The organism is Ruegeria sp. O6, from assembly GCF_056535045.1.
In genome coordinates this window covers 378403-393004 of sequence record NZ_JBQERM010000002.1, presented here as the reverse complement: position 1 = coordinate 393004, position 14602 = coordinate 378403, and the positions used below count along the sequence as shown (strand labels likewise).

Here is a 14602-nt window from a genome sequence, read left to right as displayed (position 1 = left end):
CCCATACGGCAAAAGATCATCACTGGATATTCCAAGCTTCGCGCCGATCTCCTGGATCGGCTTCTTATTCGCTTCACGCGCAATTTCGATGTCGGATTTATAGCTCATTGGCCGGGGTCCTTGATTGAATACCGTGCAAAACCGACGTCTAACGTCGGCGCTACGCATTCCATACCCTTGTGTACAATCTGATTAGCCATGGATTCCGACATTCTGGCGTCGCGAAGCGTCGTCAGGTCACTTCATCGGGAACTAATCGGAAACCTGCATATTTTCAGGGCTCCAGGCAGGCTGGTCCGGAACAAAGAGCTTGAGGTGATCGCCCAGTTGAATGCGCCCGGGACGTTCGACCCAGCCCGTGACACCCCGGCGTCCGACGGCAGCAGGTTTAAACCCTGCACCATACCCCTGATGATCCGCTTCGATTTCGCGACCGGGCAATACGCAAGGTGCGTTTTCCATATCCACAGTGATCGTCAGCCCGTTGACCGCCTGAAGACGCGAGGACGGCGGAATGTGCGAGAAATCCGGAATACCTTTCAGCACTATGGATGCGCCCAGATAAGACGGGTCAAGCTGGTCCAGCCCCATGTTCTGCGCGATCTGCTGCAACTCTTCCAAGGACAGCACCGACAGTTGACGAACATTGCGGATTTCAGTGCCCTTGGGATAGAGGTTCGAGACCCGAACACAGGACGCACGGTTCAGACCTTCGTGCCGCTCGCCTTTCACGCCCTCAAACCCAAGATCCAGCAACTCAACGGGCTTGGCACGAAGCGATCCGCCGGCAGGAACAAGGCCCAGCCAAAGAACTTCGGCTGCAAATTCGGTTTCCCGCAAAAACGGCATACGCGCTTCCCTTCCCATTGGTGTCTGCCAGCGCATAATGCTCAGTAACGCTCTGATGGAAAGAGAAAAACCCGGGTCAGAGCCCGGGTTCTTGCTGGTTATGCTGTCGGTTCAGGTTCCATCCCACCCTCAGGTGGTGATTTCTTTGCCTTGGTCTTGGGGATGGCTGTCACGCTGGGCGCACTGCCCTCGTCCGACTTGTCGTTCCGGTCATCGCTATCGCCGGGCGACTCCCCGTTCATGACGCGTTTGATTTCGTCACCGGTCAGCGTTTCGTATTCCAGCAAACCTTGGGCCAGACGTTCCCATTCCTCGTTCTGATCGGTCAGAATCTTGTGCGCCTGTTCATAGCCTTGCTGGATCAGACGCTTTACCTCTTCTTCAATCAGTTCCTTGGTATGAGCCGATACCGAGAACCCGGCAGTATTGCCCTGATATCCCTCATGCGCCTCGGCATAGTCGATATTGCCGACCTTATCCGACATACCCCAGCGCATCACCATGGCGCGTGCCAGTTGGCTGGCCTGCATGATGTCCCCGGCAGGACCGTTCGACACGTGATCTTCGCCATACTTGATGACTTCGGCAGCTTTACCTGCCATGGTCATCGCCAGCTTTTGTTCGCACTCATCCCGGTGATAGTTCAGGCGATCCATTTCCGGCAGCGAAACCACCATACCCAGCGCACCCCCGCGCGGTATGATGGTCGCCTTGTAGACCGGATCGCACATGGGCAGAGACAGACCAACAACAGCATGACCCGCTTCGTGATAGGCAGTTTTTTCCTTCTGATCCTGCGTCAGCACCATCGAGCGGCGCTCGGCCCCCATCATCACCTTGTCCTTGGCGTTTTCAAAATCTTCCATGGTGACAAAGCGACGACCCACGCGTGCGGCCATCAACGCAGCCTCGTTCACGAGGTTGGCCAGATCCGCACCCGAGAAGCCGGGCGTACCGCGCGCGATGATGCGCAGATCGACATCGGGGCCCAGCGGCGTCTTGCGTGCGTGAACGCCCAGAATTTTCTCGCGGCCCTTGATGTCCGGGTTGCCGACTGTGACCTGACGGTCGAACCGGCCCGGTCGCAGCAGCGCAGGGTCCAGAACATCCTTGCGGTTTGTCGCCGCCAGAATGATTACACCTTCGTTGGCCTCAAACCCGTCCATTTCGACCAGCAACTGGTTGAGCGTTTGTTCCCGCTCGTCGTTGCCGCCACCATACCCGGCGCCGCGATGACGACCCACAGCGTCAATTTCATCGATAAACACGATACAGGGCGCGTTCTTTTTCGCCTGCTCGAACATGTCACGCACGCGGGACGCACCCACACCAACGAACATTTCGACAAAATCCGAACCCGAGATGGTGAAGAACGGCACACCCGCCTCACCCGCAATGGCACGGGCCAGAAGCGTCTTACCGGTACCCGGAGGGCCAACCAGCAGCGCGCCCTTGGGGATCTTGCCACCAAGGCGGCTGAACTTCTGCGGGTTTCGCAGGAATTCGACAATCTCTTCCAGCTCTTCCTTGGCCTCGTCGATACCGGCAACATCGTCAAAGGTCACGCGGCCATGCTTTTCGGTCAGCATCTTGGCCTTGGACTTGCCAAAGCCCATCGCGCCACCTTTGCCGCCGCCTTGCATCCGATTCATGAAATAGACCCAGACACCGATCAGCAGCAGGAAAGGCAGCAGCGTGATCAGGAACGACTGAAAGCCTGATTGCTGTTGTTTTACGGCCTGAACGGGGATGTTTTCTTCGATCAGAAGCTTGGTCACTTCGGCGTCGCCGGGTTTGATCGTGACATAGCTGGCACCGCTTTGCAGGGTATAGCGAATCTGTTCACCATCCAGGGTCACGTTCTTGACTTCACCGCTTTGGACGGCACCGACAAAGTCGGAATAGGTTTTCTCGTTGCTCTGAAGCGTTCCGCCCGGTCCACTGAACAGATTGAACAGTGCAAGGATGAGCAGGAACAAAACGACCCAAAACGCGATATTGCGAGCGTTGCCCAAGGAAATTCTCCTAAAAGTTCCGGCAGGTGAGACGCTGCCAAGTTACCTCTTAAAATAGAGAGGATTGTCGTATGTTCAATGCGATAAAAAAGATGCGTGGAACTCGGGCCAATCTGACGCAAGCCTGGCATGCCAGCCATTCGCGAGACCCGCAAGCGGGGCGGCCAGCACCCTGTCCGCAATCCAAACCGCAGGCGTCGCCGTCAACGCTATCCTGGGACGCCCGGTTGCACGCCACTCGGGCACCTGTTGCAACCCCTCACCGCCCAAAGCGCGGATTTCTGCGCCCATTATTGCCGGTCCGCTGAGCCGCCATTTGCCATCCCACACAGCACTGGGCGCCGCGATCTGAGATTTCACGGCATTAAATTCCCTGCAAATCCAAACACTCCCGCCTTGTGGAACAATCAGACAACCGCCCACTGACCCCGATTGCCCATTCGCAACTGCATCCATTGCCTGATCCACGGCCGCCTGACGCGGGGGATAACCCGACCCGGCAATCCACGAGAGGATTCCCAGCAGCACACGACGCCGAATCTCAAGGGGCAACGCGGCAAATCCGGCCCGATTCACCCTCACGTCACTTTGATCCACCTGCGCCACGGACCCTGCGGATTCTTGCGTACAGAGGCCAAGTGCCGTGTTTGCCTGCGCCAGATTATCCGCCACGCGGGACAATGAAAGCGCATCAATTCCCAAAGGTTCCAGCCCACCCAAAGCTTCGCGCGCCTTGATCCGATCGAAACGGGCATCCTGATTCGAAGGATCGTCCACCCATGCTACGCCAGCCTCAGTCAGATAGGAGCGCAGCTGTTCACGGGTGATCCCCAGCATCGGACGCAGCAACGTCAGACCCCGCCGTTTCCGAATAGCCGACATGCCGGACAGGCCCGTGACCCCGGATGATCGGCCCAACCGCATCAGCAGTGTTTCCGCCTGATCATCTGCGGTGTGGCCCAGCGCAATGGCGTCGATTCCGCGGCCCTTCGCCCATTCGGATAACAAATCATATCGCGCCTGACGTGCCCGGTCCTGCAAGTTGCCGGTACCGTCCCATCCCGGCCAACGCAGCGTATCATGAGACATCCCCAACGCAGCCGCCTGCCGAAATACCGTTTCGGCCTCGCACGCGGATTCGGGTCGCAAACCGTGGTCGACCGTGGCAACGAAAAGAGTGATGGCCTCATCTTGCGCCACCTGATGCAAAAGATGCATCAAGGCGACGGAATCCCCGCCTCCCGAAACGGCAATCCCCAACTTGCGCGGAAGTGTTTCCGGTAGCTGGGCGCGCAGGTCTGCAAGTAGTTTGCCGGAGTGATGGTTCAAGTACATCCCAACGCGGTCATCTCCTGCGTGGCGCTCGAAAACTCTGGCGCAGAAGGAAAGCGTACTCCGACCTCATTAAGCGTGATGCAGGCCTGATCGGTCTGTCCCAAACGGCCAAGCGCCGCGCCCAGTTCGTACAGCGCCTCGGGTGCAAACGCGCCCTCGGAATCACCCGTGAAGCTGGCCAGAAATGCCCGGGCCGCTTCGCGTGTGTCGCCAATCCCTTCTAGGGCATGACCGCGTTTCAGGTTGGCTTCGGGCGCCAGCGGACTGCCGGGATAGCTTGTTTCAAACTGCGCAAACAACGTGGCAGCAGTCTGGAAATCGCCATCGGCCAACGCTTGCGAGGCAGCATCAAAATCAGCACGCTCACCTATGGCAAGTTCAACATTATCGGTCGCCGTTGGCGTTTCGATACTTGTTGGTCCGGTTATCACAGTGGCCGTGTCACCACCCAATGTCGAGGTCTCACCCAACGTCGACAAATCGCCGCCTTCCAGTTCAACCAGCCGGAACTCAAGGTCACCGATGCGGTTGGTGCCGTCGGTGACAATGTTCTGCACCCGCTGGTTCAATTGCTCGGTCTGGCGGGTCAGGCGCTGCAATTCGGCCTCGATGGCATCCACCCGTTCAAGGACCGAACTGCCGGACAGGTTAGGTGCGGGTGAACCCGTAGTGGAAAATTCGCGTTTCAAACGCTGAATTTCCACATGTAGCACCGTCAGTTCCTGACGGATGTCCGCAAGGGTCTGTTGATCCTGTGCCTGTGCTACACCAGCCGTCGCCACAACCGCCGCCAAAACCCATCCTGCAATGCGCATCATCTTACCCCAGAGTTGACCCGGTCAGAACCGTTACCGCACGGCGGTTCTTGGAATAACATTCCTCGGTGCTGCAAATCTCGATCGGGCGTTCCTTGCCATAGCTCACGGTGTTCAGGCGGCTGCCCGCAACACCGCGCGAAATCAGGTACTCACGCGCAGCGTTCGCCCGGCGTGCGCCCAGCGCAAGGTTGTATTCCCGCGTGCCCTGCTCATCCGCGTGGCCTTCGATCGTTGCGACAAAATCCGGATTGGCCAGCAGCCAGTCCGCCTGCCCTTGCAGCACTGTTTGCGCCTCGGGCGACAGGGTTGACTGGTCAACGGCAAACAGGACACGGTCCCCGACTGTTTGCTGGAAATACGCGGGCGAGCGCGGATCACTCGGTGATCCGGGGACAATGGATCCAATGCCTCCGCTACCACCACCGCCACCCAAGGCTGAGGGGTCATTGTTTGTGCAGGCGGCGATCACACTCAGCGCGCCCAGCGCCAGAACTTTGCTCAATACGTTCATTTCAGGTGCCTCGTGTTATGTTTATTGCCGCCTGTCTACCACAGGGACGATTTGTTGTGAACTTTGCTGCGATCAATTCTGCAATGGGCCCCAGGACGGATCGCTGCCGCCGTCCGGTGTACGTACCGGGCGCAGGTTCCTGCCCGAGATATCCACCGAGTAAAGCGATGCCCTACCACTGGCCCCCTGCGTTTCGCGGGTGAACATGATGACCCGGCCATTGGGCGACCAGGTGGGGCCTTCATCCAGGAAAGAGGCTGTCAGCAAACGTTCTTCTGACCCGTCGATGCGCATCACGCCGATATGGAACCGGCCCTGGTTCTGCTTGGTAAAGGCGATCAGGTCGCCGCGCGGTGACCAGACCGGGGTACCATAGCGGCCTGCGCCAAAGCTGATCCGCGTGACCTCGCCCCCGTTTGCTGCCATCACGTACAATTGCGGCGTGCCGGAGCGGTCGCTTTCAAAGACGATCCGGCTGCCGTCGGGTGAATAGCTGGGGGCAGTTTCAATTGCGGGCGTGTTGGTCAGGCGCGTGCTTTGACCCGAAACGATATCCATCTTCCACAGATCGGTATTGCCGCCCTGAATCAGCGAATAGACAATCGACCGGCCATCCGGCGAGAACCGAGGCGAAAAGCTCATCGTCCCGTCCTGCGTCTTCAGTTCCCGCGGTTTGGGGCGCCCGACTTCAGTCACGTAAATGCGCGGGCTGCCGCTTTCATAACTGGTATAAAGCAGCCGGTCACCGGTGGGTGAGAACCGGGGCGCCAGAACGATTGCGGCGCTGTCGGTCATGTACTGCACATTCGCGCCATCGTAATCCATGATCGCCAAACGCTTCAGGCGCTGGTCCTTCGGCCCGCTTTCCGAAACAAAGGCAACGCGGCTGTCAAAATAACCGCCTTCACCTGTGATCCGGCTATAGACCTGATCGGCCACCTTGTGCGCCATGCGCCGCCACCCGTCTGTGGTACCTGCCAGTTGAAGGCCATTGCCCAGTTCCTGGCCCGAGAACACATCCCACACCCGGAACCGGACCGTCAGTTTCTGACCTGACACATTGACAGCGCCCGTGACCAGCGCGTCAGCGTTGATCGCCTTCCAATCCGCAAACTGAACCGGAGCTTCGAAGCTGCTGACCCGGCTGATGAACGCATCCGAGGAGATTTCGCGGAACAACCCGGTCCCGGTCAGGTCAGCCGCCACCACGCGCGATATATCCTGCGCGAACTGAGCTGCGGCCGGGCCGTCCGGCACAAAATTCGGAACGGCAAAGGGCAAGGGTTCGATAATCCCCTCATCCAGTTCCAGGCGCAAAGGCCCGTTCTGTGCATAAACCGGCGCAGACATCAGTGTCAGGCCGACAAAGAGGCTGGTCAGAAGCTTCATCATTTGATCCGCATCCTCTCGGGGTTAAATGTAATCTCAACATCCTGCCAATGTTCGTATTTGTCAGCAGGCAAATCATATCCTTTGGCCCCGCAGCGCAAAATAGCACGTCGCGCAGCCTCGTAGGCCTGTTTAACGGCTCCCGCCGAGCCACCAGAGCTGTCCAGCATCCGAACACTGCCACCGACGACCGTACCATCACGGTTCAGTGAAAACGCGACAACAACCACAGTGTTCAGCGCATCCGTGGACAAGGAACCCACATTCCAACATCCAGAGACAGCCAGTCGCATCGCGTCTTTCTCTCCGCTGGTCAGCGGTGGGCCAGAAGGTTCGGACCCGCTGCCCAAGGCTTCGGCCAGGGCGTCGTTGATTGCCGTTTCATCGGTTTGTTTCTCAGGTTCCGGGGTCGCCTCAGGCGTTTTGGCCACAGCGGGTTCCGGCGGCGGGCTTGGCCGGTTTGGGCGCACGCGCGGTCGCGGAGATGTCAGGGGCGACTGGTCCTTGGTTTCCTCGGCTTCGGTCACAATCTCCGGGGCTGCCTCTTGCGGCGCGGTCTGATCCTGCTGTTCCTGTTGAACCTCTGCGCCTTCATCCAGGGATACCGGAGGCGTTTCAAAATCATCAGGCTTTGCCTCGGGCGGTGGCGGAGCTATTGCCTCAGGCGCGACGCGGTCTGATGGGCGCGGCTGTGCCTCCGGACCGGGCGGCGCAGGCTGTGCAACAGGCTCGATCTGAGGTTCCGTCAGAACCGGAGGCTCGTCAGGAACCTCGGGTTCTGGCGGCGCTTCCACGATGATGGGCTCTGGCTCTGGTTCCGGTTCAGCCGGTGCAACAGGTTCAGGGCGGGGCTGTTCGTCACTCTCGGGTTCCGGCGGCTTGGTCACAGCCTCCGGCTCGGGCGGCTGCTGCAACGCGGTCGGCACTTCGGGGAGTTCCGGCGCATCCCGCTGGGCCGTCATGGCCGCGAATTGTTCAGCCGTGATCACAGAGACATCCTGCACAGCCATCGGCAACGGTTCGGACCGGAAGGTGCCGCCGAATATCGCCCATCCGATCAGGCTGACATGCGCAATCGCTGAAATCTTGGTGCCGGTATCCACCGTGCGACCTCACTCTCCACCTTCATCCAGCGTCGGCCCGCCGGTATCGGTCACAAGGCCAACGTTGGAAAACCCGCCCGCGTTCAGCGCACCCATGACCTGCATCACCTGTGCGTAAGGGATTGCGCCATCGGCCCGCAGGAAAACCCGGTCACTGCTCCGCTCTGCCGCAATGGCACGCAGCTTGCCAATCAATTCTTCGCGCAACACGTCGGTGGTCTGGATCTGCACGCGTCCGTCAGCGGTCAGGGTCACGGTCAAAGGCTCTTCATTGTCGCCGGGCAGCGCACTGGCTGCGGTCTTGGGCAGATCGACCGGAACACCAACCGTCAGCAATGGCGCGGCCACCATGAAGATGATCAGCAACACCAGCATGACATCCACGAAAGGTGTCACATTGATCTCGGCCATCGGCTGCGCGCGACCGCGACGCCGACCACGCCTGCGCCCATTGCCGTTCGAAGATTGCTGGATCGCAGCGCCCATCGTCAGCTGTCCAACTGGCGCGACAGAATGGTTGCGAATTCATCCGCAAAGGCTTCATAGCCGCCAACGATCCGGTCACTATCGGCGCTGAGTTTGTTATAGAAAATCACCGCCGGGATCGCCGCCAAAAGGCCCAACCCTGTCGCCATCAACGCCTCGGCAATACCGGGGGCCACAACGGCAAGGTTGGTGTTTTGCTGTTCGGCAATCTCGATGAATGCATTCATGATGCCCCAAACGGTGCCAAACAGCCCGATAAACGGAGCCGTGGAGCCGACAGTTGCCAGAATGGGAAGACCTTTTTGCAGGGTTTCCGCCTCTTTCGCGATGGCGACATCCATCGACCGGTCGATCCGCGCGGTTGCCCCGGCAATCAGCCCGCCATCATTGCGATGTGACCTGCGCCACTCGATCATGCCTGACGCAAAGATCTTTTCCGAGCTGCCATCCGGCTGCGTTCCGATCTGCTCGAACAACTCATCCAACGGGTTGCCCGACCAGAAGCTTTCATCAAAAACCTGCGCCTCGCGTCGGGCCGCGCGATAGTTGATCAGCTTCTGAATGATGATCCCCCAGGACCAGATGGATGCGCCGGTAAGTACCAGCATCACCAGTTTGACGATAAAGGTCGCGCGGGCAAACAGCCCCCACATGGAGAAGTCGATCTCCTGCGCCAGCGCCAGCGTTTCAGCTTCCATGAACCTGCTCTTTGTTTTGCCTGATGGCCGTTCGTTTGGCCTTATTTTGCCAAACGCTATCTCAGTTGGTCATGAAAAGCCAACAGAACCACCCATGGTCCGCAAATTGTTACATCAATGCGCGAATCTCTGCCGGCAATCGGATCGGTTTGCCCGCTTTATTGATGCAAACGGCCGTGACAGATGCACGAAATATTTCGGTCTCACCGCGGCGAACAAGCTGCGCCATAGTCAGACGCACGCCCGAGATTTCGGTGACCTCGGTTTCGACGATCAATTCATCATCAAACCTTGCAGGCCCCAGATACTCGGCCTCGACCCGCCGCACGACCCAAACAATGCCCTCCTCCCGCATGGCGTTTTGGTCATTGCCCAGATTACGCACCCAGTCCGAGCGCGCGCGCTCGATATAGCGCAGGTAGTTCGCGTGATAGACAACCCCACCCATGTCGGTGTCTTCATAATACACGCGGATGGGGTAGGTGTGTTTCATTGCAACGCCTCCAGTCGGGCAAACAGCCTTAACGCATGCGAGGCATCCTGTGCCGCCCGTGGCAAAACCGGATCATAGGCCGCCCGGATCAAGGACGCGATGTCGGGACGCAGGATCGTGGCCTCACCTGCGATTGCCAGTGGAGATTGATTGCGAAATGCAGTGTCCGACCAGAGCAAGATGGTCTGCACGACCTGATTGAGCGCAAGGGTTTCCGCCGGAACCTTGCACAATTCCTTGTCCATGCGCAGAAACACAAACGCCGCGCGGACCGCGCCATCTTCTTCGAACCGGAAAATGCGGTACTGGTTTGCATCTGCCGCGACCAGCCGCGCAACCAAAGGTTCCAGATCCGGGATCAAGCGATCAAGGTCCGGTACCTCCAGCAGTTCCTGCCAGTCCCGGAAAAAGAAAACCATGCAATTCGCGCCAAGCTCAGGGTCCGTCTCGGCCATTTGGTGACCGGCCAGCGTGACAACGGCTTCGAATGCCCCCTTTACGGTGGCCAGCGTCTCGTCTTCGACGCCGAAAACGATCGGAACAATAGGCCGCCCCCAGCGCGCAAACAGAAACTCGCCGCTTTCGCGTGTGAACAGCGCTTCAATTTCTTCCGGTGTCACCGCCAGCCCTTCATCTTTTCAAAAATACTCTCGCCGAAAGGCATAAAATCTAAGCGCGCGGGCTTCAACCGAACAGATCGCTTTGCCGCTTGGGCGCGGCCATCCCAAGATGCGTCCACGCCTTCTGCGCCAACATCCGCCCACGCGGAGTACGCTGGATCAGCCCCTGTTGCAGCAAATAGGGCTCAATCACTTCCTCAAGCGAGTCGCGGCTTTCGGACAGCGCGGCAGACAGGGTTTCAATCCCCACCGGGCCACCTGCATAGTTTTCGGCAATCAGCTTCAGATACCGCCGGTCCGCACCATCAAGGCCCAAATTATCGACGCCCAGACGGGTCAAGGCACCATCGGCAAGGTCCCGTGTGATCCGCCCGTCCCCTTCGACAATCGCGAAATCCACAACACGCCTCAGCAATCGCCCGGCGATACGTGGCGTTCCGCGCGACCGGCGCGCGATTTCGCGCGCACCATCGTTATCCGCGGGCGCGCCCAGTTTCCGCGCGTTCCGGGTGACGATTTCGTGCAATTCATCAACCGTGTAGAACTGAAGCCGGGTCGGGATACCAAATCGGTCACGCAAGGGCGTTGTCAGCAGACCCATCCGCGTGGTGGCCCCCACAAGTGTGAATGGCTGCAACTCGATCCGTACAGTGCGCGCAGCAGGGCCTTCGCCGATAACAAGATCCAGCTCGAAATCTTCCATCGCCGGGTACAGCACTTCTTCCACCGCCGGGTTGAGCCTGTGAATCTCGTCGATGAACAACACGTCCCGCGATTCAAGATTGGTCAGGATCGCCGCCAGATCCCCCGCCTTGGCCAGAACCGGGCCAGAGGTCATGCGAAAGTTCACCCCCAGTTCACGCGCCATGATCTGTGCGAGGGTCGTCTTACCCAACCCCGGAGGTCCGTGAAACAAGGTGTGGTCCATCGCCTCGCCGCGTTGCCGGGCGGATTGAATAAAGATGCGCAAATTGGCACGCGCCTCAGCCTGACCAATGAATTCATCCAGCCCCTGAGGACGCAAAGCGCGGTCATTGTCTTCCGGCAGGGGCTCCGGGCGCAGGGTGGGATCAGCGTCAACCATTCACTTACCCTTTCGGAGCCAGCAGCCTGAGGGCCGCGCGGATCAGATCAGCCTCGTCAGCATCCGGCTGGCTTGCAGCCGCTTCAGCCACGGCACCTGCCGCCTCGGACGGCCCATATCCAAGATTGGCCAGCGCCGACAACGCCCCGGCAGACGCGGCCGCGGCACCCGATGGCGGTTTCGGAACACGTCTCGGCGCGGGTGTAGAGTCATTCGGTTCAACAACCTCAAGTTCCGGCCCGTCCATCGCCTGAGCAATCGTGCCGCCCATGGCCATCACTCCGGGTGCCTTGTCCTTGAGGTCCAACACGATCCGCTGGGCGGTTTTTGGCCCGACGCCCTTGGCCGCCTTGACCGCACCCCAGTCCCCCAGGGCAATTGCGCGGCTGACACCGTCGGGCCCCAATGCACTCAGGATCGCCAGCGACACCTTCGCGCCGACCCCCTGAACCGAGCACAGCAGGCGATGCCACTCTTTCTCGACAAGCGACAGAAACCCGTAAAGCTGCATAAGGTCTTCGCGGACGACCATGTCAGTGTAGATCGAGACCGCCTCACCCGCCCCCGGCAATGCCGCCAAGGTCCGGTCGGAACAATAGACAAGATAGCCGACGCCCCGAACATCGATCAGCACATGATCCACCGCGCGGTAATCCAGCCGCCCTGTCAGTTTGCCGATCATGCCCGCACCTCTTTCACACGCGCCTGTTGCGTTTTCCCGTAATAGGCATGGCAGATCGCAATCGCCAGTGCATCCGCCGCGTCGGCCCCTTTCGGCAAACAGCCCGGCAATTGCAGTTTGACCATATGCAAAACCTGCTCTTTCTCGGCATGACCCACACCCACCACGGTCTTTTTCACCCGGTTGGGGGCATATTCCCCCACCGGCAGACCGGCCTGTGCCAGCGTCAGCAACGCCACACCACGTGCCTGCCCCAATTTGAGGGTTCCGGCCCCATCCTTGTTCACGAATGTCTGTTCGATAGCAGCCTGATCGGGTCTGTGATCCGCAATCACTTCGACAATCTGATTGTGCAGCGACAGCAGCCGCTCGCCCAGATCGTCCCCATCCGATTTGCACAACCCGTTGGCCACATGGCTCAGGCGGCTGCCATTTGATTCGATGACGCCCCATCCCAGGGTTCTAAGCCCCGGATCGATGCCCAGAATTCGCATATTTTGCCTCGGCCTGCTCGGGTTGTGTGATCTTTTTTCAACGCCTAGCACGAAGCGTGAACATTTTCCAAGCGAATTGACCCCAGGGCTGAAAACGACACGCGTGTCTCAGGCGCGACTTCGGGCGCGTTTTGCGACCCCGTGAAGTCTGAATTCGACACTTTCCCAAAGGCTTTTTCACCAATTGTTAAAGGGGATTACAGCTTCGTGAAGCCTTGCAGAAAACGCATAGGACACATGCAAAAACTGAACTTGTGCGAACGAAATGACAGCACTAGATGCCCCGCAGATCGCAGAAATGCAATGTGAACACTAACCAGAAGGAAACAGGATATGGCTGCACTGGACACAACCCGCGTCGCTACCACTGGCTCGTTCGGCCTTGTTGGCCGTATCGGCGCATTTTTCGTATCGGCCGTTAACGCCGCAGTTGAATGGAATGACGCCCGCGTAACCCGCAACGCGCTGACCGGTCTGACCGACCGCGAACTGGATGATATCGGCCTGTGCCGTGGTGACATCGACATCATTGCCGAAGGTCGCCGCTAAGAACCGACCCCAACACTTATATGCCCCTTCCTCCTCCCTTGAGGGGCACACAAAAACACCGCGCACCATAAGGGTACGCGGTGTTTTTTTTAATCCGAGGGAGCGGATTAGTAGAAAACTTTGTTCAACTGACTGGCGAGGGCTTGCGACACAGGATCGATTTGCATCACCCAGGCACCGGCTTTTTCGACTGGTGTGCCTTCGTTCAGGCTGTCGATCCGATATTGATAGCCGGTGGGACTAAGGTGGGACAAAAGAAATGCTTTGAAGGCGAAGAAACCCACAAGCGTAAGCAACAGCACCTTTGCTGGCACCGCCGAGCTCACCCGCTGCGGCCTCATCACAACCAGGCCATCCTTGCGCATCGTCGCACGATAGCCACGGCTCATCTTTTGGTGTTTCTTGTTCAGGCGATTTACGCGCTGATTGAACTCCAGTTGTTTACCCGTCATGGCAGCCTCCAAAAACCGCCCCCCTCGACTTCATTCAGAAAACGGTAAAAAGAGATTGCGACAAAAACGTGGCAAAAACCTATAAAACTCCTGCAAATAGCCTAATTCGCGCCCTGTTTGGTTAAAATTAGGGTCGTCCACTCACCAATCTCGGCCCTATAGGTCTGATTGAACCCGTTTTGTGAATAAACGGAAACCACGTCATCGGCCTGTTCGTTAAGGATTCCCGACAGGATCGCATGCCCACCTGGGCGGAGATTCGCTGCCATTTCGGGTGACAAGGCCACCAAAGGCCCTTTGAGGATATTGGCAAAGATCAGATCGTAGGGTGCGTGTGCCTTGAGGTCGGGATGATCGAAACCTGCGGCTTCAACACACCGAACCGCGCCGGACATACCGTTTGCCTTCAGGTTGGCTTCGGCCACTTCAACGGCCACTTCGTCGATATCGCTGGCAATGAAATCGCCATCCCATACCCGGGCTGCCGCCATGGCCAGAACGGCCGTGCCGCAACCGATATCCGCTACTTTCGAGGCACTGAATCCTTCATCCAACAACCGGTCCAGAGCTTTCAGACATCCCAGCGTGGTGCCATGATGCCCGGTACCAAAGGCCATTGCCGCCTCGATCAGCAGTGGAATGCGACCGTCGGGCAGCTTGTCGGCATCGTGGCTGCCATAGACAAAAAAGCGGCCCGCCTCAACCGGGGCAAGCTCTCGCCGCACATGGGCCACCCAATCGGTTTCAGGCAATTCCGACACAACAAAAGGTTTGGCTTCAAAGGCAACTGCCAGAACGGCCAGTGCGGCCTCGTCAGGGGCTTCGGTGAAATATCCACCCACTTCCCACAGGCCCGAGCCATCTTCGACCTCGAACACACCGACGCCGGTTGGTTCGGGCTCCAGCCGCTCCATCGCTTCGCCCAAACCTTCGGCGGCTTTCTTACCTGTCAGCGTGGTCAGCGCAGTGAATGTGGGCATGGGGAACTCCTGTTTCAGTTGGCACTGCGCGTAGGACGGTGCGC

The 14602-nt window shown here is 58.7% G+C and carries 17 protein-coding genes; 1 reads left to right on the top strand and 16 read right to left on the bottom strand.

Annotated elements, in window-relative coordinates; all coding sequences use genetic code 11:
- Window positions 1-252: 252 nt before the first annotated feature.
- From ACR0DY_RS05265 to ruvC, 14 genes are all read right to left on the bottom strand, one after another.
- The gene (locus tag ACR0DY_RS05265; protein WP_480484072.1) at window positions 253-849 is read right to left on the bottom strand and encodes an MOSC domain-containing protein; all 597 of its coding nucleotides are present in this window, start codon (window positions 847-849) and stop codon (window positions 253-255) included.
- A 98-nt stretch (window positions 850-947) separates the two neighbouring features.
- Complete coding sequence (ftsH, locus tag ACR0DY_RS05260) at window positions 948-2864, bottom strand: ATP-dependent zinc metalloprotease FtsH (protein ID WP_267367030.1); 1917 nt, start codon at window positions 2862-2864, stop codon at window positions 948-950.
- 75 nt (window positions 2865-2939) lie between these two features.
- Window positions 2940-4199, bottom strand: coding sequence for a tRNA lysidine(34) synthetase TilS (gene tilS, locus ACR0DY_RS05255; RefSeq protein ID WP_480546337.1), 1260 nt, complete (start codon window positions 4197-4199; stop codon window positions 2940-2942).
- A complete protein-coding gene (gene ybgF, locus ACR0DY_RS05250) occupies window positions 4190-5014 on the bottom strand; it encodes a tol-pal system protein YbgF (protein ID WP_480488343.1) in 825 nt (274 codons plus the stop codon). The genes tilS and ybgF overlap by 10 nt, the downstream gene beginning before the upstream one ends.
- A 4-nt stretch (window positions 5015-5018) precedes the next feature.
- Entirely contained in the window at window positions 5019-5528 is a 510-nt protein-coding gene (gene pal / locus ACR0DY_RS05245) for a peptidoglycan-associated lipoprotein Pal (protein WP_267364104.1), read from the bottom strand.
- 72 nt (window positions 5529-5600) lie between these two features.
- On the bottom strand, window positions 5601-6920 hold the full coding sequence (gene tolB, locus ACR0DY_RS05240) for a Tol-Pal system beta propeller repeat protein TolB (protein WP_480488197.1): 1320 nt from the start codon (window positions 6918-6920) through the stop codon (window positions 5601-5603).
- Window positions 6917-8020, bottom strand: a complete 1104-nt coding sequence (locus ACR0DY_RS05235; protein ID WP_480488199.1) for an energy transducer TonB — start codon at window positions 8018-8020, stop codon at window positions 6917-6919. The genes tolB and ACR0DY_RS05235 overlap by 4 nt, the downstream gene beginning before the upstream one ends.
- 9 nt (window positions 8021-8029) lie before the next feature.
- Window positions 8030-8506 carry a protein TolR gene (gene tolR, locus ACR0DY_RS05230; RefSeq protein ID WP_480483970.1) on the bottom strand — a complete coding sequence of 159 codons (477 nt, stop codon included), beginning with the start codon at window positions 8504-8506 and terminating at the stop codon, window positions 8030-8032.
- Window positions 8507-8508: 2 nt separating this feature from the next.
- Window positions 8509-9204, bottom strand: coding sequence for a protein TolQ (tolQ, locus tag ACR0DY_RS05225; protein WP_209505518.1), 696 nt, complete (start codon window positions 9202-9204; stop codon window positions 8509-8511).
- A 109-nt stretch (window positions 9205-9313) separates the two neighbouring features.
- Entirely contained in the window at window positions 9314-9697 is a 384-nt protein-coding gene (gene ybgC, locus ACR0DY_RS05220) for a tol-pal system-associated acyl-CoA thioesterase (RefSeq protein WP_480483971.1), read from the bottom strand.
- Window positions 9694-10317: a hypothetical protein gene (locus ACR0DY_RS05215; protein WP_480483972.1), complete on the bottom strand. Its 624-nt coding sequence runs from the start codon at window positions 10315-10317 to the stop codon at window positions 9694-9696. Before ACR0DY_RS05215 ends, ybgC begins: the two co-directional genes overlap by 4 nt.
- A 64-nt stretch (window positions 10318-10381) precedes the next feature.
- Window positions 10382-11401: a Holliday junction branch migration DNA helicase RuvB gene (gene ruvB, locus ACR0DY_RS05210; RefSeq protein WP_267364110.1), complete on the bottom strand. Its 1020-nt coding sequence runs from the start codon at window positions 11399-11401 to the stop codon at window positions 10382-10384.
- A gap of 4 nt (window positions 11402-11405) precedes the next feature.
- Window positions 11406-12083, bottom strand: coding sequence for a Holliday junction branch migration protein RuvA (gene ruvA, locus ACR0DY_RS05205; RefSeq protein ID WP_480507047.1), 678 nt, complete (start codon window positions 12081-12083; stop codon window positions 11406-11408).
- Window positions 12080-12577 (bottom strand): crossover junction endodeoxyribonuclease RuvC, encoded by a 498-nt coding sequence (gene ruvC / locus ACR0DY_RS05200; RefSeq protein WP_209598197.1) that lies wholly within the window; start codon window positions 12575-12577, stop codon window positions 12080-12082. Before ruvC ends, ruvA begins: the two co-directional genes overlap by 4 nt.
- A gap of 333 nt (window positions 12578-12910) precedes the next feature.
- Between ruvC and ACR0DY_RS05195 the strand changes: the two genes are divergently transcribed.
- Entirely contained in the window at window positions 12911-13126 is a 216-nt protein-coding gene (locus tag ACR0DY_RS05195; RefSeq protein ID WP_480483975.1) for a DUF1127 domain-containing protein, read from the top strand.
- 107 nt (window positions 13127-13233) lie between these two features.
- Here ACR0DY_RS05195 and ACR0DY_RS05190 read toward each other — a convergent pair whose 3' ends face one another.
- Window positions 13234-13590: a hypothetical protein gene (locus tag ACR0DY_RS05190; protein WP_480483976.1), complete on the bottom strand. Its 357-nt coding sequence runs from the start codon at window positions 13588-13590 to the stop codon at window positions 13234-13236.
- An 89-nt stretch (window positions 13591-13679) separates the two neighbouring features.
- A complete protein-coding gene (locus ACR0DY_RS05185) occupies window positions 13680-14558 on the bottom strand; it encodes a 50S ribosomal protein L11 methyltransferase (protein ID WP_480897894.1) in 879 nt (292 codons plus the stop codon).
- Window positions 14559-14602 lie beyond the last annotated feature (44 nt).